Source organism: Caulobacter sp. 05T431 (assembly GCF_056665975.1).
In genome coordinates this window covers 1-21,584 of the sequence record NZ_JBFTKU010000025.1, presented here as the reverse complement: position 1 = coordinate 21,584, position 21,584 = coordinate 1, and the positions used below count along the sequence as shown (strand labels likewise).

The following is a 21,584-nucleotide window of genomic DNA, read 5'->3' as shown; positions in this document are numbered from 1 at the left end:
CATGACGCAGGCCCCCAAGGGGCCCGTGGTCGCCGTCACCGGGGCCACGGGCTTCCTGGGCCGCCGGCTGGTCAAGGTCCTGGCCGACCAAGGCTGGACCGTCCGCATCCTGGCCCGCCGGGACATCACCGATCCGGCGTGGCACGGCCTTGAGCCCCAGCTGGTGATCGGCGACCTGGCTAACACCGCCGCCCTGGCCACGCTCTGCGACGGCGCCGAGGCGGTCGTCCACGTGGCCGGCCTGATCAAGGCGCGGGACCGGGCGGCCTTCGACCGCGGCAATGTCGACGGGACGCGGCGGGTCGCCCAGGCGGCCAAGGCGGCCGGCGCGCGACTCATCCAGGTCTCCAGCCTGGCCGCGCGCGAGCCGCAATTGTCCGATTACGCGGGCAGCAAACGTGGCGGAGAAGACGCAGCCCGCGAGATTTTCGGCGGTGATCTGACCATCGTCCGCCCTCCGGCGATCTACGGACCGGGCGACGTCGAGACGCTCAGACTGTTCAAAATGGCCTCGAAAGCGGTCTTTTTGCCCGTTTTGGACCCGAAAGCGCGCATGGCGTGGATCCATGTCGACGACGCCGCGGCCCGAATCGCCGACTTGGTCAAAACGCCGCGCCCCGGGCTGCTCAGCTTGTCCGACAACCGTCCGGAGGGGTATGGCTGGGTCGAACTCATGCGGACCGCGTCCAAAGCGGTCGGCGCGTCGCCAAGGCTGGTGCGTATCCCCTCGGGGGCGATCAAAGCTTTGGCGGTGTTGTCAAAATGGGCGTCCGCCGCAACTGGGAAGGATACAATTCTCACACCCGGCAAGGCTCGGGAGTTGCTTCACGGCGATTGGGCCCTATCTAGCAACGATCCGATTCCGGACTTTCCCCCAGTGAGATACCCTCTCGAAGCGGGATTCGCGCAAAGCGTGCGCTGGTATCGTTCGGAAGGCTGGTTGAAGGAAGAAAAGTCTCGAAAATAGCCGAATACGGCGATTTTCTGGCGGGACTGCTGTTACAATTCGGTTATGTAAGACTGTGGTCGGGGATACTGTCGGGTCGATGGAAGCTGTTACGGATCTCACTCTACGTGAAATCGGACTAGCGACGAGCAAGGTGCTCGGGCGCTCGGTCGATGTGGCGAACGATACTCATATCGGCCGCGATCTGGCGGTCGACTCCCTGGCTCTCATGAACATCATCATGGAGCTCGAAGACACCTTCGACATCTCCATTCCTCTGGATCGCCTGGCTTCGGTGGAAACCGCCGGAGACCTGGCCTCCCTGATTAAAGATCTTCGGAATAGGGCCTAAGCCATGGGGCTGTTCGACAAGCATCTCGCGTATCGCGACGCTTACAATGCGATCCGGCAAGCCGGCGCCGATCCCTTCAGCGTGCGCTTCGACGCCGTCGTCTCGCCGACTGAAGGCGTGATCAACGGCAAACGCACGATCCTGCTGGGCACCAACAACTATCTGGGCCTGACCTTCGACGAGCAGGCGATCGCCTCCTCGGTCAAGGCCGTGCAGGAACGCGGCACCGGCACCACCGGTTCCCGCATCGCCAATGGCAGCTTCGAAGCCCACGTCGAGCTCGAAGAAGCCCTGGCCAAGTTCTACAAGCGCAAGCACGCCATGGTGTTCACCACCGGCTACCAGGCCAATCTGGGCGTGCTGTCGACCCTGGTCGGCCGCGGCGACCACCTGATCCTGGACGCCGACAGCCACGCCTCGATCTACGACGGCGCGCGCCTGGGCCACGCCGAGGTCATCCGCTTCCGCCACAACGACCCGGAAGACTTGTACAAGCGCCTGCGCCGCATGAAGGACGTGCCCGGCGAGCGCCTGATCGTGGTCGAAGGCATCTATTCGATGATCGGCGACACCGCGCCGCTCAAGGAAATCGCCGCCGTGAAGCGTGAGCTGGGCGGCTACCTGCTGGTCGACGAAGCCCACTCGATGGGCGTCCTGGGCGAGCACGGCCGCGGCCTGGCTGAACTGGCCGGCGTCGAGGCCGACGTCGACTTCGTGGTCGGCACCTTCTCCAAGAGCCTGGGCGCCATCGGCGGCTTCTGCGTCTCGGACATGGACGACTTCGACGTCATGCGCGTCACCTGCCGTCCGTACATGTTCACCGCCTCGCTGCCGCCGGCCGTGGTCTCCTCGACCGTGACCGCCCTACGCCGCCTGGAAGAGCAGCCCGAGCTGCGCCACAAGCTGATGGCCAACGCCCGCCGCCTGTACGACGGCCTGTCGGGCATGGGTTATGTCACCGGCCCGACCTCCAGCCCGATCGTGGCGATCACCATGCCCGACACCGAGCGTGCGATCGGCATGTGGAACGCCCTGCTGCAGAACGGCGTCTATCTGAACCTGGCCCTGCCGCCCGCCACGCCGGACAGCCGTCCGCTGCTGCGCACCAGCGTCAGCGCCGCCCACACCGAAGAGCAGATCGACCAGGTCCTGGCCGTGTTCGCCGAGCTGGGCGCCGCCATGGGCCTGATCGAAGGCCCGCTGAAGCGCGTCTCGGCCTAAGGCCGGACAGCTTCCGAAAGACAAAAGGCCCGAGGGAAACCTCGGGCCTTTTCTTTTGGGTCGGGGACATGCCCTTGCGGCGTGTCCCCATCAGCATCCACGGAGCCAAGTCTGGGGGACACGCCGCGAGGGCATGTCCCCGGCATCGCCCGGACCTAAGCCCCGTTCCCCGCCTTCGCCCGGTCCTGAGCTTGTCGCCGCCGCCACAGGCCCCACAGCACCCCCGGGGCGGCCAACACCGGATGGCGTTCGCGCCAGGGCGTCACCTCGACCGGCATGCCGGTGTGGCGCTCGATCTTCCAGGCGGCGTAACGCGCGGCCCCGTCGAAGGTGAAGGCCGCCTTGATCAGCCGGGCGTAGTTCAGCGGCCGTCCCATCCGCCGGCGCAGGCGCCAGGCGGCCAGCAGGCGCTTCCGGCCTACCGGGGTCAGCGCGGGCTGCACGACGCCGTCGGCCTCGAGGTCCAGAAAGCCTTCCTCATGCCAGGCGGCGCGCAGCAGACGCTCATAGCGGGCCACGTCAAAGCCCAGGATCGAGCGCTCGCGCCCGCCCTTCTCGACCCGGAACTCGGCCGCGTAGGTTTCCTTGAACAGAGCCGTCCAATAGGCCTCGGGCGGCCCTTCGGCGGGGCCCAGGGCGGCGGCGAAGCGGGCGGCGGTGCGGGCGGCGTCGGCCACGGCCTCGACCACCTGCTCGGCGACCGCCGGACTGGCGCTCCACACCAGCCCGGCAGGCTGGACGAAGCGGGCCCAGATGGTGGTGTCGATCCCCCGCCCGCGCGTCGCCGACTGGAACTGGGCCAGGGTCATGGTCGCCACCTTGGCCCGCAGCACCTGACCGTCCAGCGCGATCTCGTGATAGCTGACGTCGGGCCACAGCAGGCGCGTGACCAGGCCGCGCGGGCCCGGACGGACGCGCTCGGTCAGCACGTAGAAATCCAGCACCCCGTCCAGGTCGCCCGTGCGCAGGATCGAACCGTAGAACAGCACCGCCAGCGGCGTCTGGAAGCGGTCCAGCAGTCTGGCCGCCAGGGCCACGGCCTGCGGCGGGGCGGGAGCCAGCAGCTCCTCGCCCACCAGGCTTGCGACGGACCCGGTCATGCCGCCAGGAACTTCAGGGTCGGGGCCAGGACCACGGTCAGGCCGCCGGAGCCGTCATAGACGTCGCCGTCCACCACCAGCGGCTGGTTGGTGGTGATCCGCAGCCTGTCGGCGTCGCCGCGCCGGTAGCCGTAGCGACCCGACCAGGCCGACTCCTTGCCGGCCAGCAGGGCCGGGAAGGCGCCCGGCAGGCGGCGGGGCGGCGCGTCGACGTCCAGGAACTTCAGGCCCTCGCGCGGCGGGCCGAACGGCTTGACCCCGAACGGCAGGCGCTTGAGCGTGGTGGCCAGCACCAGGAAGCGGTCGGCCGTGCGGGTCTCCTCGCCGTCGATGGCCAGGCACAGCGGCACGCCGGCCCGCCACTGGTCGCGCTTGCCGCCCATGACCGTGCCGACCAGGGCGCCCAGCACGCTCATCGCCACGGCGATGCTGTGGAAGGCGCCGGTCTTGTGGACGGTCTGGGCCAGGCTGGTGGCGCGCACGAAGGCGCCCAGGCCGAAGACGAAGCCGCGCAGGCTGGGTCGCCCGTCGTCCCAGCGCACCTCCAGCGGCGCGCGGTGCTTGATCACCGCGTCGGGCGACTTGGCGGCCGCCAGGGCCTTGGCCAGGGTCCAGTCGCGCGGCACGCCCAGGTCGATGGCCAGCACGTTGGTCTTGCCGGACGGGATCAGAGCGATCAGCGGCATGGCGTCGCCGAAGATGGTCGCCGCGCGGCTGAGGACGTCGCGGATCGTGCCGTCGCCGCCGTCGATCACCAGCATCTTCACGCCGCACTGGGCGAAGGCCTGCAGATCCTGCTCCAAGGCTTCGGGCGTGGCCGGCTCGACCAGCAGCACCGCGTCGGTCGTCGACGCGTCGCCCGCATCGGACTCCGAGCGCCCGATATTGGCGTGGCTCATCGGATTGCGGACGACGCCTACTCGCATCAGCGCGACAACCAGGAAACGACGGCCCCTTTCGGGGCGGCCAGGGCTTGCAGGATTTGCACGGCGTGAACGACCAGGCAGACGCCCGTCCAGACCGCCACCGCGAGGAACCCGATGTCGGGACGACCGACCAGAACCGCAAGGGTCAGCAGGATCAGGTTCGGGTTCCGACGGGCGGTGATCTGCCGGAAGAAGCTGTCGAACGGCCGCCAGGCGTGCATCTCGACCTTGAACAGGGCCAGGAAGATCCCCTCCTCCACCCGCTGCAGGACGTAGCCGGCCAGGATCAACGCCAAGGCCAGATGGCCGTGCGGCATGGTGAAGCCCAGGGCGCCGACGCCGACGTACCAGGCCCACCACCAGAACGGCGGGTGGACCAGGTCGATACCGTGGTCGAAGACATTGCCCCACTTGGACGAGGTCAGGGTCACCCGGGCCAGCTTGCCGTCGACGGTGTCGAGGAAGGTCATGATCCAGGCGCAGACCAGGCCCCAGCCGAATTCGCCCTTCCAGAACAGCCAGAAGGCCGCCAGCACCAGCAGGAAGCCGATCAGGGTCACCTGGTTGGGCGTCATCTTCGCCAGGGCGCACCAGCGGGTGACGATCCGGGCGGGCACGGGCCACACGTGCTTGGTCACCAGGTCGGTGACGCCCTTGTACGAGCCCTGGAACAGGCGCTTCTCGACCGCCACGCGGGTCTCGGGCGTCAGGCGCTCCAGGACCGGCGGCTCGCGCTTGCGCAGGGCGTGGTTGTAGGCCGAGCCCAGCTCGACGGCGGTCAGGCGGGTCTCGACCAGGGCGGTGACGTCCTCGCCGGTATCCAGCCGCACGATGGCCTCGCGGGCCCGGGCGGCGGGGACGTTGACGGCGACGATGCGGCCGGCGTCGTCGACCAGGGCCACGCCGGGACGGCCGGCCAGGGCCTTGATCAGCGACTCGTCGAACACCCAGCCGGCGTCGACCACCACCACATCGCCGCTGACGAAGACCGTCTCGTGTCCGGCCTCGACCAGGCCCAGGCGACGATAGATGCGCGAGAGGCGCTCGGCCGAGGTCATCCCCCAGAGGCGCGTTTTCGCCTGTCCGACCGTGACGGCGGACGGGCCGGCAGCGTCATTTGGACGATTTTCCACGCTCACGATAGACAACCCCTTGAAACCTGGGGCGATTGATAAGCAGCTTCGGCCCCTTCCGCCAGAATCCGTGAACCAAACTTTGTCGATATTCCGCTTGGCCCACCTCTCCGACCCGCACCTGCCGCCGCCACAGGGGGCGTTCGGCTGGCGGGACCTGCTGTCCAAGCGGCTGCTGAGCCGGATCGCCTGGCGGCGCAAGCATCGCGAACATCGGCCCGAAGTGCTGGCGGCGATCATCGCCGACCTCAAGGCCCACGCCCCCGACCACGTCGCCATCACCGGCGATCTGACCAACTACGCCGCTCCGGCCGAGTACGAGGCGGCCCGCGTTTGGCTGGAAGGCCTGGCCCCCGCCCGCGACGTCACCGTCAGCCCCGGCAACCACGACGCCCTGGTCGAGACCAAGGGCGGCCGGCCGTTCGCCTCCTGGACGCCCTGGCTGGGCGACGAAGGGCTGGGTCAAGGCGACGAAGTAACCTTCCCCCAGGTGCGGGTGCGCGACGGAGTGGCGCTGTTCAACCTGTGCTCGGCCGTGCCGACCGCCCCGCACCTGGCCACGGGCCGTCTGGGCAAGGCCCAGCTGGAGCGGCTGGACGCCCTGCTGGCCGACCCGGCCTATCGCGACGCCTTCCGCGTGCTGCTGATCCACCATCCGCCCGTCCCGGGGGCGGTGGCCAAGCGCAAGGCCCTGGAGGACCAGGACGCCCTGCGCGCCCTGCTGGCCCGCCACGGCGCCGACCTGGTCCTGCATGGCCACGCCCACGAGGCGATGGTGGCGACGGCCCCCGGGCCGGACGGGGCGATGATCCCGGTTCTGGGCGTGCCCTCGGCCTCGGCCATGGGCGAACGCGGCCATCCGGCGGCGCGCTGGCACGGGGTCGAAATCGACCGCCAGGCCGAGGGCGGCGTCGAGGTCAGGGTGGTGGCGCGCGGCCTGGATCCCAAGACCGGTGAGCCTGTCGAACTGAGCCGCTACGTGCTGCTCCAGGCCGGTCGACCGCCCGCCGGACACGCCTAGCGCGAAAAGGCCGGAACCGGGACGAACCGTACCGTTCGGACTTCCATGGAAAAGGCCGCGTCCCTATTGTATGCGACGGCGGCGAACGCCCCGAGGCGAGGCCGACATGACCAATCCCACCGCAGAGAATTTCGGGTATCCGCGCACCAAGGTAGCGGAAACCGACAGCTGGCTGGTCCTGGTGCGCCCCAAACAGCCGACCTTCGGATCGCTGGTGCTGGTATGCAAGGAATCGGTCGAGTCCTTCTCCCAGCTGAGTCCCGCCGCCTTCGCCGACCTCAAGACGGCGACCGAGGGCGTCGAGCGCCTGCTGGGCAAGGTCGTGGCGTACGAGAAGATCAACTACCTGATGCTGATGATGGTCGATAAGGACGTGCATTTCCACGTGATCCCGCGCTACGCCGGGACGCGCGAGCATGAGGGCCGCACCTTCGCCGACGCCGGCTGGCCCGCCGTCCCGGCGCTGGGCTCGACCGTCGACCTGGACCCTGACGCCGCCGAGCGCCTGGCCCAGAGCTTCGCCCAGGTCTGGTCGGCCGCGTGAAGAAGCCCATCCCCACGCCGCACGGCACGTCGCGTTTCCGGCTGATCGACGCCTATCTGCTGCGCCTGCTGACCTGGCCGATCATCGGCTGCCTGGGCGTGACCGTGATCGCCCTGCTGCTGGAGCGCGTCCTGCGCCTGCTAGACGTGCTGTCGCAGAGCAGCGCCCGCTTCGGCTACGTCACCCAGCTGGCCGCCAACCTGGTGCCGCACTATCTGGGCCTGGCCCTGCCCGTGGCGTTCTTCGTGGCGCTGTTCATCGTCATCACCAAGCTCAGCGACGGGTCCGAGATCGACGCCCTGCTGGCCAGCGGCCAGTCCCTGACCCGCGTGGCCGCGCCGTTCGTCTATGTCGGCCTGTTCCTGATGGTCTTCAGCCTGATCGTCTTCGGCTACATGCAGCCCTACAGCCGCTACGCCTATCGCGCCGTCATGCACGAGGCGATCAACGCCGGCTGGAACGGCAAGCTGAACGGCGGCTCCTTCATCGACCAGCCCAAGCTGCTGATGACCGCCGACGGCGCCGACCCGGCCGGCCAGCAGCTGACACGGGTCTTCATCCGCCGCCAGGACGCCGCCGGCCGCGAAGAGGTGATCACCGCCGCCACCGCCGATCTGCGGGCCGACGCCGACGGCAAGAACGTCACCATGCTGCTGCGCAAGGGCCAGCGGATCGCTGTCGACGCCCGCGGCGAATATCGCACCCTGGTCTTCGACCAGTTCACCACCAACGTGCCCCTGGCCGGCGCGGCGGCCCTGCTGCGCGACCGGGGCGGCGACGAACGCGAGCTGACCCTGGGCGAGCTGGCCCGCCAGGCCGACAGCCCCAATCCGGTCGTGCCCCGCCCCACCCTGCTGGCCGAGCTGTACGGGCGCCTGGCCCGGGCCGCCTTCCTGCCCTTCCTGCCGCTGCTGGCCTTCCCGCTGGGCCTGGCCGCCAAGCGCGGCAACCGCACGCCCGGCCTGATCATCGCCGGCGTGCTGCTGCTGGCCTTCCAGCACAGCCTGCAGCTGGGCCAGAGCCTGGCGGAATCGGGCAAGGCCATGCCGCTGGCGGCCATCGGCGTCCCATGGCTGATCTTCACGGGCCTGAGCTTGTGGATGTTCATCGGCAGCCGCAAGCGGCCCGGCCAGACCCCGGTCACCGAGCTGATCCGGCGGTTCGGCGTGGGCATCAAGCGCTTCCGGCGCATGTTCCGCGACAAGTTCGAGCAGGCCGACGCATGAAGATCCAGCTCTACGTCCTGCGCACGGTCGGCACGCGCGTGCTCGGCGCGGCCCTGATCCTGTTCTCGATCCTGCAGATCCTCGACCTGCTGGAAGTGACCACCGACATCCTGGACCGGGGCCTGGGCACGGCCGGGGTGCTGTACTACGCCGCCCTGCGCTCGCCGCGCCTGATCGAGCAGGTGGCGCCGATCGCCACCCTGGCCGGCGGGCTGTTCGCCTTCTCGCAGCTGGCCCGCGAGAGCGCGATCATCGCCATGCGCGCCACCGGCATCTCTGCCTATCGCATCGTCGCCATGGCCCTGCCCGTGGCGTTCCTGGTGATGGCGCTGGACTTCACCTGCGCCCAGGTCATCGCGCCGCGCACCGATCCGGTGCTGGCCGACTKGTGGCAGGCCACCACGCCGGTCGCCGACCGCAAGGTCCCGGGTCCGCGCAGCTTCCGGGCCGGCGACGACCTGGTGATCGCCGCGGGAGCCTCGGCCGACGGCCGCACCCTGAACGCGGTGAAGATCTATCGCCGCGACAAGACCGGCCGGCTGATCGAGCGCATCGAGGCGCCGTCGGCGACCTACGCCCGCGCCAAGGGCTGGACCCTGATCCAGCCGGTGATCGTGCGGTTCAACGGCGAGCAGGTGAACGTCACCCCCGCCGCCAGCATGACCTGGCMCTCGCCCCTGCACCGCCAGGACGTCCAGGCCCTGTTCGCCGACAGCCCCGTCCCGACCGCCGCCACGGCGCGCCGCGCGCTGCTGAACGGCGGCGGCGACCGCCCGGCCTCGTTCTACGAGACCCGCCTGCTCAGCGCCTTCGCCGGGCCCGTGGTGTCCCTGGTGATGCTGCTGCTCAGCGCGCCGGTGGCCCTGGCCAACTTCCGCAGCGGCCAGGGCGCGGTGCTGCTGACCGGCGGCCTGGCGTCCGGCCTGATCTTCCTGGTCGTCAACGGCATGCTGTCGGCGCTCGGCGAAGGCGGCTCGCTCTCACCCATCCTGGCCGTCTGGGGCGGTCCGGTCATCTTCGCGGCCCTCGCGATCTACGCGCTCGTTGTCCTGGAGGGCTGAATGCCGTTCGACACCACCGAATCCGGTCTTGAGATCATCCCCGTCAGCTCGAAGGCCGAACTGAAGCGGTTCATCGACCTGGCCAACCGCCTCAACGCCAAGGACCCCAACTGGGTCGTGCCGTTGATGTACGAGCGGATGGCCGCCCTGACGCCCGCCACCAACCCGTTCTTCCAGCACGCCGACGTCCAGCTGTGGCTGGCCGTGCGCGGCGGCCGCGACGTGGGCAGGATCAGCGCCACGATCGACCACCTGGCCACCGAGGTCGGCGCCGGCAAGACCGGCAATTTCGGCATGATCGCCGCCGAGGACGATCCGGCGATCTTCAAGGTGCTGTTCCGCACCGCCGAGGACTGGCTGAAGGCCCGCGGCTGCACCCGCGCCCTGGGCCCGTTCAACCTGTCGATCAACGAGGAGGTCGGCCTGCTGGTCGACGGCTTCGACACCAAGCCGATGGTGATGATGGGCCACGACCCCCGCTACACCGCCGCGCGGGTGGAGGAGCAGGGCTACACCAAGGCCAAGGACGTCTACGCCTATGTCTGCGATCCCCGCGCCGCCCTGCCCCCCGTGGTGGTGCGCCGGGTCAAGCGCGGCCTGCCCGAGGGCGTGGTTCTGCGCCAGCTGGACATGAAGYGTTACGACGACGAGGTCAAAGCCCTGACCTCGATCCTCAACGACGCCTGGTCGGAGAACTGGGGCTTCGTGCCGACCACCGAGGCCGAGACCGCCCAGCTGGGCAAGGCCCTGAAGGACGTGCTGGACCCGCGCCTGGTGCTGTTCGCCGAGATCGACGGCGAGGTCGCCGCCTTCATCGTGCTGCTGCCCAACGTCAATGAGGCCATCGAGGGCCTGAACGGCAAACTGCTGCCCTTCGGCTGGGCCAAGCTGCTGTGGCGGCTGAAGGTCAAGCGGGTCAAGTCGATCCGCATCCCGCTGATGGGCCTGAAGAAGAAGTTCGCCGACAGCCTGCGCGGCCAGGTCGTGCCGTTCCACCTGATGAACGCCGGCCGCGACGCCGGCATCGCCCTGGGCTACGACAAGTTCGAGTTCTCGTGGATCCTCGAGGACAACACGCCGATGCGCCGGATCTCCGAGGCCATGGGCGCCGAGATCTACAAGACCTACCGCATCTACGAGAAGGCGCTGCAGGCGTGAGCCAGCCCTTCCAGGCCCTGGTGCTGGCCGGTTCGCGCGGCGGGGTCGACCCCGTCGCCGAATACGCCGGCGTCAGCCAGAAGGGCCTGATCGTCCTGGGCGGCCAGACGTTGCTGACCCGGGTGCTGACCGCCCTGGACCAGGCCGGCGCCCAGCGCATCGCGGTCTCGACCAACGATACGGCCCTGCAGGCGGCCCTGGAGGCCGAGAAGACGCGCGCGGCGCTGTCGCACCTGCCGTCGGCCGCCGGGCCCAGCCAGAGCGTCCACGAGGGCGCGGAGGCCATGGGCACGCCGCTGCTGGTCACCACGGTCGACCACGCCCTGCTCCAGCCGGAGTGGGTGACCGACTTCATGGCCGACACCCCGGCCGACGCCGACATCGCCATCCTGCTGGGCGAGGAGCACCTGGTGCAGGCCGCCGCCCCGACGACCAAGCGCACCTATCTGGCGTTCCGCGACGGACGCTATTCGGGCTGCAACCTGTTCTACCTGAGGACCCCGGCCTCGCTGAAGGCCATCGACCTGTGGCGCACGGTCGAGAAGCACCGCAAGCAGCCGTGGAAGATCGCGGCCCTGTTCGGACCGGTCATGCTGGTGCGCTACCTGCTGGGCCTGATGACCCTGGACGAGATGGTGGCGCGGATCGGCCGCCTGGCGGGGGTCAGGGCGGCGGCCGTCCGGGCGCGGCACGGCTTGGCGGCGGTGGACGTCGACAAGCCGGCCGACCTGGACCTGGTGCGGTCCCTGGTCGAGGGGTGATCCCCCTCGCGCCGGCTTAGGCTCAGCTCGTCGCCGCGGGCTCGGGCGCGTTGCCTTCGTCGCCGCGATAGAACACCCCGACGCCCGCGACCCACAGCGCCGCCAGAGCCGTGGGAACCCATGCGGCGGCCTCCGGCAGCGGAATGGGCGAGTTCGCCCCAAGCGTCGCGGTCCAGATGACGAACGAAATCGCCGAGATCACGATCGCCAGCACCTGCGGCTTGACCCCGCCTTTCGACGTGGACTTGACACGGACCACCACCAGGATCGCGATACAGGCCAGGGCGACCACGATCAGGCCGATCAACCTGACCGTCCCCGAGACCGAGGCCGGGATCAGCGCCACGACCGCGGCATAGGTCCCCAACGCCTCGGCGGGGATCAGCTTGGCAAGGCGCGAGGCCCAGCCGTCGGTGTTGGTGTCCTGCGGAGGTGGATTGTCGCCCGGCGACAGCGGCGGGCCGTTAACTCTCAGTGACATGGATGCTCCCTCTTCTCTTCAAAACGGTTCTTCGAAGCAGGACGCCGACGTCGCGACTTTCCGACGCGATACTGAGTCATCCACGAGACGCCCCGCGCGAGCGTGACTGAAGTCGCTCGCGAACGCAATCGACGAGAGAGTATGCATTTAAGCGCAACCGTAGAGCGGCGATCGCGCGCGGGCACGAAAAACCCCGCCGTCGAACACCGCGGGCGCGGCGTCGACGACGGGGAGCTTGAGGCCTCGAAAAGGCGGGAGGCGGTTACTTCAGCTTGGCGCTGACCGAGATCCCGACGATGCGCGGCTCGTTGTAGACGGCCGCCATGTAGTTCTCGATGACGCCCTTGAGGTTCTTCTCGTTGGTGATGTTGCGGCCGAACAGGGCCACTTCATAACCGCCGTTGTTGCCCTCGTAGCCCAGCTTCAGGCCGCCTTCGAAGTTGTCCTTCGAGTAGAACTCGTCGGTCTTGTAGAGCACGAAGTTCGTATAGCCCTGCAGGTTCCAGTCCGTGGCGACGAACAGCTTGCCGTCGGCGCCGACCGGCAGGTCATAGCGGCCCGTGAAGCTGAAGTTGTACTTCGGCGCGTTGGGCAGCGGCTGGCCGTCGATCTGGGCGAAGGTGTTGGCGCCGACCTTGATCGTCGGGTTCTTGACCGTGCAGACCACCACGCCGTTGAGGGCGCAGACCTGGGCGTAGACGCGCTTGTCGTCGATCTCGCTGTGCAGCAGGCTGAGGCCAGCCGTCAGGGTCAGGTTGGTGACCGGACGCCACTCGGCGTCGGCTTCCAGGCCGTAGGCCTTGGCCTTGTCGGCGTTGAACAGCACGCCGTTGCCGTTGGAGTCGTTGCCGTTCAGCTGGATGTCCTTGACCTCGTAGGTGAAGGCCGAGGCGTTGAAGCGCAGGGTGTTGTCCAGCAGCGTGCTCTTCAGGCCCGCTTCCCACGACAGGATCGTTTCCGAATTGGCGGTGGTGAAGTCGCTGTTGAACACCGCCGAACGGCCCTGGATGGTCGGTCCGCGGAAGCCCTTGGCCACGCGAGCGTAGAGGTTCAGGTCGGGATTGACCTCATAGTTGGCCGACAGGTCCCAGCTGACCTGCTCGTCGGCCAGGCGCACATAGCGGCGGCCGGTATAGGTCGACACGTTGGCGGCATTGTTGGACGTCTTGACCAGCACGGTCTTCTTGGCGTCGTAGGTGTCGCGCAGGCCGCCGGTGATCGTCAGGGCGTCGGTCAGCTTGTAGCTGACCTGGCCGAACACCGCCCACGAGGTGTTCAGGTTGTTCAGCCGCACCCAGTTGTTGGGGTTGTAGCCGGTCGAGGTGGGCAGCAGGAAGTAGCCGCGCTGGTAGAAGTCGGTCGTGTCGCGCGAGTCGAAGTACAGCGCGCCGATCTGCCACTTCAGGCGGTCGTCGCCGTTGCTGGCCAGGCGGATTTCCTGGGTCAGCTGGTCCAGGTCGCGGATCTGGCCCATCGACTGGCCGAAGCCGTTCGGAAGGCCGGCGACCGGATAGTTGGCCGCCGCGCCGCCGTCGGTGTCGCCGCGGCTGTAGCCGTTGGTGGTCTCATAGGCGCTGATCGAGGTCAGGGTCACCGGACCGAAGTCGTAGGCGATGTTCAGCGACGCGCCCTGGGTGTCGTAGGCCTGCGGGTTGTTGTTGGCTTCGTCGAAGGCGACGCTGTCGCGCGGGGCCGACGAGCTGTTCGAGCCCTTCTTCAGCGCCTGGCGCAGGAACAGGGTCGAGGTGCCCTCGTAGTTGCGGGCGTGGGCCGAGGCCAGGACCGTCAGCTGGTCGGTCGGGGTGGCCAGCAGCTGGACCCGCACGTCTTTCTCGTCGAAGCCGCCCATGGCGTTCTTCTTCGGGGTGACGGTGCCGTCGGCGCTGGTCCCGGCGAAGGTGTTGTCGACGTAGTCGTCGCGGTGCTGGTAGAGCGCCGAGACGCGGAAGGCCAGCTTGTCGGCCACGATCGGGCCGCCGATGCCGCCGTCGAAGGTGGTCGTGCCGTAGGTGCCGTACGAGGCGCTGGCGCGGCCTTCCAGGGTCTGGGTCGGCTTGTTGGTGTCGAACTTGACGATGCCGGCGGTGGTGTTGCGGCCGAACAGCGAGCCTTGCGGGCCGCGCAGCACTTCCACCTGCTTGATGTCGAACAGCGGGTTCGACTTCAGGACCACGTGCTCCAGGATCACGTCGTCATGGATGATCGACACGGGCTGCGAGGCGCCCAGGTAGAAGTCGATGTTGCCGAGGCCCCGGATGTAGAAGCGCGGGAAGATCCGGCCCGTGGTGGTCTCGGCGTAGAAGCTGGGCACCTTGCCCGACAGGGCCAGGATGTCGCTGCCGTCGGCGTTGACGGCGCGCAGCTGGTCGCCGCCGACCACGGCCACCGACACCGGCACCTTCTGCAGGTTCTCCGACCGGCGCTCGGCCGTGACCACGATCTCGTCGAGGGCGGTCGAGGAGGCCTCCTGGGCCAGGGCCGCCGTGGCGAACGACAGCGCCGACAGGGCCGCGCCCGTCAGCAGGCTGACCTTCTGAATTCCGAACTTCCGCATGAGATCCCCATTTCCGGCCGTGCAGGCCTTGTATCGATCGGTACGCCGGAAGGTATCGGGCCTCGGCCCTGTCCCCCACAAGCGTCGCCACCGTTCCAGGTTGAGCGGACCCGGCTATAGGAGTCGCCTGTGACTGGTCGATGACAGAGTAAGAAGCAGCTTACTTTGTTTGTGGATGAGACGCGGAAACGCGCATCGCCGATGCGGCTATGCCACACCGGCGAGCAGTCGTCCGTTCACAGATTTTCGTCGGGACGACGGCCCCCCGGGGCGCCCTACTCGCCCGCCGCGACCCAGGCCGCCGCCAGTTCGCGGTTCTTCGGCACGTCCTCGGGGAAGTCCATCTCGGCCCACTGCAGGCCCTCGATCGACTGGGTGCGCACGACGTCGTGTTCCTGGGCGATCTGGTTGATCACGCTGAGGTACCAGCGCTTGAGGCCTTCCGGCGTGCGCAGGGCCTGCTCGACGATGCGGGTGAACAGGGCCGCGCCCTCGGGATCGAAGCGCAGGAAGCCGATCGACTCGGCGTCGTACTGCTCGATCGTCTTGCCGATGGCCCGCAGCGAAAGACCTTCCGTCAGCACTTTCATGTCGTCGGCGTCGTAGCCGGCGGCCTTGCGGTCGATGGTGACGGTGATCGGGGCCGACGGCGCGCCGATCAGGGCCTCGGCGATCGCGCGCTCGAACAGGGTGTCGCCGTTCAGCAGCAGGAAGTCACCTTGCATCTCGCCACGCGCCAGCCAGCAGGTCGCCAGGTTGTCGGTCAGGGCGTAGAACGGGTTGAACAGGGTGCGGACCTTCAGGCCCGCTATGTCGAGCCCGGCGACTTCTTTCTCAACAGTGTCGGCGGCGAAGCCGGTCACCACCACCGCCTCGGTGATCCCCGCCTCGGCTAGGTGCTTGAGCTGCCAGTGCAGCACGGTGCGGCCCGAAAGCTCGACCAGGCACTTGGGACGGGTGTCGGTCAGGGGCGACAGGCGCTTGCCTTGGCCGKCGCTGAGGATGATGGCTTTGGCCGGTTTCGCCACGGGCGGGTCTCGTCTGTCTTGGGGGAAGAGAAGAGTCTGGGGGGAATTGAGAGCGCGAAATAGCGACGACGGGACGAGCCAACAAGCCCGCCCCGTCGTTTCAGGGTTGGAAGTATCAAGTTTCGCGGGAGGCGCGCAAGCGCGCCCCTCCCCGCGTTCGCGCGACCCGCCCTAGAACGGCAGGGTGAACTTCACGGCCAGGGCCTGGTTGCTGACCCGGTCGCCGAACTGACCCGACCAGTTGAGCTTGGCGCTGGCGCCCTTGGCGTTGACCAGGGACACGCCCAGCTCGGCGTCGCCCGTGGTCTTGTCCAGCCGCGAGGCCACGCCGTACGTGCCCGCCACGGGCGGCGCGCCCTCGAAGGCGGTCTGGAACAGCGGGGCGCTGCCCGACAGCATGTGGCTGGCGCCGATGCGGGCGTAGGGCCGGATGGCCGTGACGCCCTGCATGAACTCAGCCCCCACCTCCAGCTTGACGCTGGCCCGGGTGGATTGGTCCACCTGCTTGGGCGCGACTAGGTTCAGGGCCCCCGCGCCCTTTTCGGCGAAGGCGTCGGTCTGGATGCGGGCGTAGTTCAGCTCGGCGATCGGCTTGGCGTAGGCCTTGTCCGTGCCGAAGCGATAGCCGGTCCGGACGGTGATCGCCTGGAAGGTCTGCTCCTGCTTGGCCTGGGCCATCCGCAGGCTCGACGGCAGCAGGACCGCGCGGCGGGTGTCGACCGAGCTCGTGCCTGCGGTGAAGGCCATGGCGAACGCGGCCGGACCGTCGACCACCTTGGCCACGACGCCCAGCTGATAGCGGTCGCCGTCGCCCTGGGTGCGGGTCGGCACGCCGGTGCGCAGGCTCTCGCCCGACAGCGCCATGCCCAACCGCCAGTGCGGGCCCGCGGCGCGCTCGAAGCCGCCCTGCAGGCCGGCGGAGCGTTCGCGGTAGGCCATGTCCTGCGTGGTGGCGTCMAGCGTCAGTTCGCGCCCGCCGGCTTTGGTCCACACGCAGTCGTCCGCCTCGTCTCCGCCCGGCGTCGTCGGGCAGGTCATCATCGAGTCCGTGAAGCCGGCGATGGCGAAGTTGGTCACCGCCACCTGGTCGGCGTAGGTCTCGGCGCTGAAGCTGTCGTAGTAGTTGGCCAGGGCCGTCTGCGACGGCTCCCAGAACAGCTCGGCCGCCACCGGCGCGAACTTGTCGGTGCTGCCGGCCAGCTGGATGTTGTTGATGTGATCGCCCACCGAGGTGCGGTTGACGTTGAACCCGGCCGGCGAGAAGTCGACCACATAGTGCAGGTTCAGGTCGTCCTTGGTGGTCTTCAGCTCGAAGGTGGCGATCGACGAGGTCGGGGCCACCAGTTGCACGCCCGAGGCGGTCACCGTGCCCGAGCCGTTCAGGATCGTGGCCGTGTGGTCGCCCGGCAGGATGTGGCCCGGGTCGGCGATCTGCAGGACGAACTTGCCCTTCAGGTCCAGCGAACCGGTCAGGTCCAGGCGATCGATCTCACCGGCCTTGCCTGTCTTGCCCAGGTCCAGGTCCGTCAGGAACACGCCGGTCGCGGTCTGCTTGAAGTCGCCCTCGACGCTGGTGGTCTGGACGTGGCCGTTGCCGCCGGGCGTGAAGATCCCGTCATTGGTCAGCAGGCCGCCGTTCAGCTTCACATAGTCCAGCGACACCAGGGTCGAGGTCGCCGTGTTGCGGAAGGCGTTCAGGCCGCGGCCCAGGTCGATGTTGCCGATCACGCCCTTGTTGCTGATGAACGTGTCGTTGCCGGTGGTGGCCAGGATGGCCAGGTTGGAGTCCGCCGACACCACGCCGTTCAGGGTGATGGTGTTGTTCTTGCCGCCGTCGACCAACACGCCCTTGCCGTAGACCGCGCCGCCGTGGACGTCGCCGTTCAGGGTGGCGTTGATGTCGGCCGCCGAATAGGTCGGGGTCGCCGCCGCCGAGGCCGACAGGCTGTGCGAACCGGCCGCCGGGACGTCGCCCGCCTGGCTCTGGAAGAAGGCCCCGACGCCGTTCTTGCCGCCGGCCCAGATGTTGCCGTTCTGGATCACGGTGACCGTGCCCGCGTCGCCCGCGCCGCCCAGCGAACCGGCGAACGACAGGCCCAGGCCGCTGCCGAACAGGCCGCCGCCGCCGCCCACCGACTGGGCGAAGATGCCGGTCGCGCCGTCGCCCAGCAGGATGATGTCGCCGGTGTTGACCACCTTCACATCGCCGCCGTCGCCGCCGTAGCCGTCCAGCGGGTTCAGGCTCAGCTTGCCGTAGTCGCTGTAGTCCTCGCCGCCGAACGGGCCGAAGTCACCCCACGAGGCGATGCCCAGCGAGGTGTCGCCGGCCACGCCGCCGCCGCCGCCCACGCTCTGGGCGAAGATGCCGTAGGCGCCGTAGCCCGAGGTCTGGATCAGGCCGTTGTTGGTGACGACGACGTCGCCGCCGTCGCCGGCCGTGCCGCCCAGGCCCGAGAACACGATCTGGCCGACCGCCGTGATCGTCCCCTCGCCGCCCGTGCCGCCGCCGCCGCCGACGCTCTGCGCCATGATGCCGTGCGACAGGCGACCCGAGGTGTAGATCGCGCCGTTGTTGGTGACCGTGACCAGCCCGCCGTCGCCGGCCGAACCGCCCGTGCCGCCGATGCTGATCCCCCAGGCCGGCTCGCTGAACGAGTCGATCAGGTCCTTGGTGGCGGTCAGGTTGCCCACCACCTTCATCGTGTCCGACAGGCCCTTGCTGTAGGAATAGGTGTCGTCGCCGTCGTAGTCGGTGGCGCCGCCCGTGCCGCCGCCGCCGCCCACGCTCTGGGCGAAGACACCGCGCGACAGCGCCCCTTCGGTGACGATGGTCCCGTTGTTGGTGACGCGGACCTCGCCGCCGTCGCCGGCCACGCCGCCCTGGCCGCCGATGCTGACCTCGCCGGCCAGACCCGAGCCGCCGTCGCCGCCCCCGCCGCCCACGCTCTGGGCGAACACGCCGTGCGAGTCGTTGCCCTTGGTCCAGATCAGGCCGCTGTTGACCACCTTGACCAGGAAGCCGTCGCCGCCGCCCGCGCCCGAGCCGCCGATGGCGATCTGGCCGCCCTTGGCCTCGCCCTTGTTGGCCATGTCGAGGAAGGTGACGACCTCCTCGCCCTGGGTCGAGATCAGGCCGCCGCGACCGCCGCCGCCGCCCACCGACTGGGCGAACACGCCGTGCGAGTCGCTGCCCTGCGTCAGGATCTGGCCGCTGTTGTCGACCCAAACCTCGCCGCCGTCGCCCGCCGCACCGCCCTGGCCGCCGATCGAGACGTTGACCGAGGTGGCCTTGCTGGTGCCGGCCGGCTTCTTGGAGAAGCTCAACGAGAAGCCGCGGGCGTCGCCGCCCGAGCCGCCGCCGCCGCCCACCGACTGGGCGACGATGCCGCTGGAATTGCCGCCGACCGTGCTCAGCGAGCCGCTGTTCTTGACGTCGACCAGCTTGCCGTCGCCGGCCGCGCCGCCCGTGCCGCCCAGGGCGATGGCGTAGGTGCCGTTCTGCCCCTGGCCGAAGCTGCCGGACGCCGCCGTGGCCACGCCCGCGTCGCCGCCGCCGCCGCCGATGCTCTGGGCGTAGATGGCGTTAGCCTGGGACTCGCCGGTCGTGGCCACCACGCCGCTGTTGGTGACCCTGACGATCCCGCCGTCATTGCCCGTGCCGCCGTCGCCGCCAAGCGCGACCGAGATGTTGTTGCTCTTGGAGCCCAGGCTGACCGTGCCGGCGCCGCCGGCCATGTAGTCGGACCACTGGTTCTCGTCGATGCCGGCCATGCCGCCGTGGCCGCCGCCGCCGCCGATGCTCTCGGCGAAGATGCCGTGCGACTGCTCGCCGTGGGTGACCACCGTGCCGCTGTTGAGCACCGTGACGTCGCCGCCGATCGAGCCCGTGGCGCCCGAGCCGCCCATGTTCATCGACAGGTTGGTCGACTCGCCGCCCGACACCGCCAGGGCCCCGGCCGCGCCGCCGGCCCCGCCGCCGCCGCCCACGCTCTGGGCGAAGATGGCCGTGGCGTCGTCGCCCTCGGTGACCACCAGGTCGGTGGAGGTGACCTTGACGTCGCCGCCCTTGCCGCCGCCGCCGCCCGAGCCGCCGAACGCCAGCGAGACGTTCTTGGACTTGGCGCCGCCCAGGGCCGCCGAGACGGCCATGCCGCCCGTACCGCCGCCGCCGCCCACGCTCTGGGCGAAGATGGCCGTGGCCCCGTCGCCGGTGGTGCCGACCTTGCCGTTGTTGGTCACCTCGACCAGGCGGCCGATGCCCGCCGAGCCGCCCGAGCCGCCGATCGACACGCCGATGGCGATGTTGTCCGTCGACGAGAGGCCGCCGGTCAGGGCGCCGGCCAGGCCGCCGTCGCCGCCGCCGCCGCCCACGCTCTGGGCGAACACGCCGTAGGCGCGATCGCCCCCGGTGGTGGTCACGCCGTCGGTGGTCACGTGGACCTCGCCGGCGTCGCCGGCCGAGCCGCCCTCGCCGCCGATGCTGGCCGACAGACCGATGGTGCTGGTGCCTTGGGTCAGGGTGCCGCTGATCGAGAAGCCACCGCTGCCGCCGCCCCCGCCGATGCTCTGCGCGATCAGGCCGTGGGCCTCCTCGCCGTGGGTCACCGCGCCGACGTCGCTGATCACGGTGACGGTCTCGGCGTCGCCGCCCGCGCCGCCCGAACCGCCGATCGCCGCGCTGATCCCCTTGGGCGCGCCGGACGACAGGGCCGCCGTCACCGCCGCCGAGAAGCCGCCCGCGCCGCCGCCGCCGCCGATGCTCTGGGCCTGGACGCCGTAGGCCYGGTCGTTGTGGGTCTCGATCAGGTCGCGGCTGTGGACGGTCACGACGCCGCCGTCGCCGCCGACCCCGCCACCGCCGCCGATGCTCAAGCTGCCCGCGCCGGTGCTCTGGCCGGCCGCGCCGCCCGCCGCGATCGAGAAGCCACCGCTGCCGCCGCCGCCGCCCACCGACTGGGCCAGGATGCCGACCGCGTCGTCGCCGTGGGTCTCGATCTGGCCGAAGCTGTCGACCTTGACCTCCTTGCCGTCGCCGCCGCCGGCCCCGCTGCCGCCGACGCCGACCGAGACCGCGCCGCTGGTGTTGCCCGAGGCGATGGCCAGGGCGCCGGTCCAGCCGCCCGCGCCGCCGCCGCCGCCGATGCTCTGGGCCTGGACGCCATGGGCCCGGTCGCCCGTGGTCGAGATGTTCGCGTGGCTGGTCACCGTGACCAGGTCGCCGGCGTTACCCGCCGCCCCGCCGGACCCGCCGATTCCGAGCGAGCCGGAGCCCGAGGTCTGGCCGATGCCGGCCGAGCCGGTCAGCGAGAAGCCGCCGCTGCCGCCGCCGCCGCCGATCGACTGGGCCAGCACCGCCGTGGCGTCGTCGCCCAGGGTCAGGATCAGGTCGATKACGTCCACCTCGACATCGCCGCCCTTGCCGCCGCCCGCGCCCGAGCCGCCGACGCCGACCGCGATGGCCGCCGTGGACTGGCCCGCGCCCACCGACAGGGCGCCGGTGAAGCCGCCGCTGCCGCCGCCGCCGCCGATGCTCTGGGCCTGGACGCCGTAGGACCGGTCGCCCCGGGTGCTGATCACGCCGGTGCTGGTGACCTTGACCAACGCGGCGTCGTTGCCCGCGCCGCCGTTGCCGCCGACGCTGACKGTCGCCGCGCCGGCCGTCTGGCCCGCGCCCACGCCCGCCGCCAGCGAGAAGCCGCCCGTGCCGCCGCCGCCGCCGACCGACTGGGCCAGCACGCCTGCGGCGTCGTGGCCCTCGGTGAAGATCCCGCCGGTGCTGGTGACCGTCACCTGCTTGCCGTCGCCGCCCATGGCGCCCGCGCCGCCGACGCTGACGCCGACCGCGCCCGCCGTCTGGCCGGCCGCGATGGCTAGCGAGCCGCTCCAGCCGCCATTGCCGCCGCCGCCGCCGACGCTCTGGGCGAACACGCCCGCCGAACGGTCGCCGACGGTGTGGATCGTCCCCACGCTGTCGATGGTGACGATGTCGGCGTCGCCGCCGCCGTCGCCGCCGCCGCCCACGCCGACCGAGCCGCCCAGCGCGCCCTCGCCGACCGCGACGCCCGCCGCGAT

At 69.9% G+C, this 21,584-nt stretch carries 16 protein-coding genes; 9 read left to right on the top strand and 7 right to left on the bottom strand.

Annotated elements, in window-relative coordinates; translation table 11 throughout:
- Position 1: 1 nt before the first annotated feature.
- The 3 genes from AC1U89_RS20230 to spt all read left to right on the top strand — a co-directional run bounded on the left by AC1U89_RS20230 (position 2) and on the right by spt (position 2,519).
- Entirely contained in the window at positions 2–967 is a 966-nt protein-coding gene (locus AC1U89_RS20230) for an NAD-dependent epimerase/dehydratase family protein (RefSeq protein ID WP_479901442.1), read from the top strand.
- Positions 968–1,046: 79 nt separating this feature from the next.
- Positions 1,047–1,298, top strand: a complete 252-nt coding sequence (locus tag AC1U89_RS20225) for an acyl carrier protein (RefSeq protein ID WP_026176593.1) — start codon at positions 1,047–1,049, stop codon at positions 1,296–1,298.
- A gap of 3 nt (positions 1,299–1,301) precedes the next feature.
- Complete coding sequence (gene spt / locus AC1U89_RS20220; RefSeq protein WP_479901441.1) at positions 1,302–2,519, top strand: serine palmitoyltransferase; 1,218 nt, start codon at positions 1,302–1,304, stop codon at positions 2,517–2,519.
- A 155-nt stretch (positions 2,520–2,674) separates the two neighbouring features.
- Here spt and AC1U89_RS20215 read toward each other — a convergent pair whose 3' ends face one another.
- Genes AC1U89_RS20215 through AC1U89_RS20205 form a run of 3 tightly spaced genes read right to left on the bottom strand, consistent with a single transcriptional unit; the run spans position 2,675 to position 5,603 of the window.
- Positions 2,675–3,619, bottom strand: a complete 945-nt coding sequence (locus AC1U89_RS20215) for a hypothetical protein (RefSeq protein WP_479901440.1) — start codon at positions 3,617–3,619, stop codon at positions 2,675–2,677.
- On the bottom strand, positions 3,616–4,545 hold the full coding sequence (locus AC1U89_RS20210) for a diacylglycerol/lipid kinase family protein (RefSeq protein ID WP_479901439.1): 930 nt from the start codon (positions 4,543–4,545) through the stop codon (positions 3,616–3,618). The genes AC1U89_RS20215 and AC1U89_RS20210 overlap by 4 nt, the downstream gene beginning before the upstream one ends.
- Entirely contained in the window at positions 4,545–5,603 is a 1,059-nt protein-coding gene (locus AC1U89_RS20205; RefSeq protein ID WP_479901438.1) for a CDP-alcohol phosphatidyltransferase family protein, read from the bottom strand. The genes AC1U89_RS20210 and AC1U89_RS20205 overlap by 1 nt, the downstream gene beginning before the upstream one ends.
- Positions 5,604–5,760: 157 nt before the next feature.
- Here AC1U89_RS20205 and AC1U89_RS20200 point away from each other — a divergent pair, with 157 nt between their 5' ends.
- From AC1U89_RS20200 to AC1U89_RS20175, 6 genes are all read left to right on the top strand, one after another.
- Positions 5,761–6,699, top strand: a complete 939-nt coding sequence (locus AC1U89_RS20200) for a metallophosphoesterase family protein (protein WP_479901437.1) — start codon at positions 5,761–5,763, stop codon at positions 6,697–6,699.
- Between the two features lie 106 nt (positions 6,700–6,805).
- Positions 6,806–7,243 (top strand): HIT family protein, encoded by a 438-nt coding sequence (locus AC1U89_RS20195; RefSeq protein WP_479901436.1) that lies wholly within the window; start codon positions 6,806–6,808, stop codon positions 7,241–7,243.
- A complete protein-coding gene (locus AC1U89_RS20190; protein ID WP_479901435.1) occupies positions 7,240–8,469 on the top strand; it encodes an LptF/LptG family permease in 1,230 nt (409 codons plus the stop codon). Before AC1U89_RS20195 ends, AC1U89_RS20190 begins: the two co-directional genes overlap by 4 nt.
- On the top strand, positions 8,466–9,530 hold the full coding sequence (locus AC1U89_RS20185) for an LptF/LptG family permease (RefSeq protein WP_479901434.1): 1,065 nt from the start codon (positions 8,466–8,468) through the stop codon (positions 9,528–9,530). Before AC1U89_RS20190 ends, AC1U89_RS20185 begins: the two co-directional genes overlap by 4 nt.
- Entirely contained in the window at positions 9,531–10,688 is a 1,158-nt protein-coding gene (locus AC1U89_RS20180; protein WP_479901433.1) for a dATP pyrophosphohydrolase, read from the top strand.
- Complete coding sequence (locus AC1U89_RS20175) at positions 10,685–11,449, top strand: nucleotidyltransferase family protein (RefSeq protein WP_479901432.1); 765 nt, start codon at positions 10,685–10,687, stop codon at positions 11,447–11,449. Before AC1U89_RS20180 ends, AC1U89_RS20175 begins: the two co-directional genes overlap by 4 nt.
- Positions 11,450–11,471: 22 nt before the next feature.
- On the opposite strand, the gene AC1U89_RS20170 is transcribed toward AC1U89_RS20175, so the two are convergent.
- The 4 genes from AC1U89_RS20170 to AC1U89_RS20155 form a co-directional block, all read right to left on the bottom strand.
- Positions 11,472–11,930, bottom strand: coding sequence for a hypothetical protein (locus tag AC1U89_RS20170; RefSeq protein WP_479901431.1), 459 nt, complete (start codon positions 11,928–11,930; stop codon positions 11,472–11,474).
- Positions 11,931–12,192: 262 nt separating this feature from the next.
- Positions 12,193–14,484, bottom strand: a complete 2,292-nt coding sequence (locus AC1U89_RS20165; protein ID WP_479901430.1) for a TonB-dependent receptor — start codon at positions 14,482–14,484, stop codon at positions 12,193–12,195.
- Between the two features lie 275 nt (positions 14,485–14,759).
- The gene (locus AC1U89_RS20160) at positions 14,760–15,512 is read right to left on the bottom strand and encodes a phosphocholine cytidylyltransferase family protein (protein ID WP_479901429.1); all 753 of its coding nucleotides are present in this window, start codon (positions 15,510–15,512) and stop codon (positions 14,760–14,762) included.
- 171 nt (positions 15,513–15,683) lie between these two features.
- Positions 15,684–21,584 (bottom strand): hypothetical protein (locus AC1U89_RS20155; RefSeq protein WP_479901428.1); only part of this gene is annotated, 5,901 nt, incomplete at its 5' end.

Bases quoted from the DNA above. Each gene is read 5' to 3' on its own strand.
- AC1U89_RS20195 (WP_479901436.1), top strand. From the start codon at position 6,806: ATGACCAATCCCACCGCAGAGAATTTCGGGTATCCGCGCACCAAGGTA.
- AC1U89_RS20210 (WP_479901439.1), bottom strand. From the start codon at position 4,545: ATGCGAGTAGGCGTCGTCCGCAATCCGATGAGCCACGCCAATATCGGG.
- AC1U89_RS20170 (WP_479901431.1), bottom strand. From the start codon at position 11,930: ATGTCACTGAGAGTTAACGGCCCGCCGCTGTCGCCGGGCGACAATCCA.
- AC1U89_RS20225 (WP_026176593.1), top strand. From the start codon at position 1,047: ATGGAAGCTGTTACGGATCTCACTCTACGTGAAATCGGACTAGCGACG.
- AC1U89_RS20165 (WP_479901430.1), bottom strand. From the start codon at position 14,484: ATGCGGAAGTTCGGAATTCAGAAGGTCAGCCTGCTGACGGGCGCGGCC.
- AC1U89_RS20215 (WP_479901440.1), bottom strand. From the start codon at position 3,619: ATGACCGGGTCCGTCGCAAGCCTGGTGGGCGAGGAGCTGCTGGCTCCC.
- spt (WP_479901441.1), top strand. From the start codon at position 1,302: ATGGGGCTGTTCGACAAGCATCTCGCGTATCGCGACGCTTACAATGCG.
- AC1U89_RS20230 (WP_479901442.1), top strand. From the start codon at position 2: ATGACGCAGGCCCCCAAGGGGCCCGTGGTCGCCGTCACCGGGGCCACG.
- AC1U89_RS20205 (WP_479901438.1), bottom strand. From the start codon at position 5,603: ATGACCTCGGCCGAGCGCCTCTCGCGCATCTATCGTCGCCTGGGCCTG.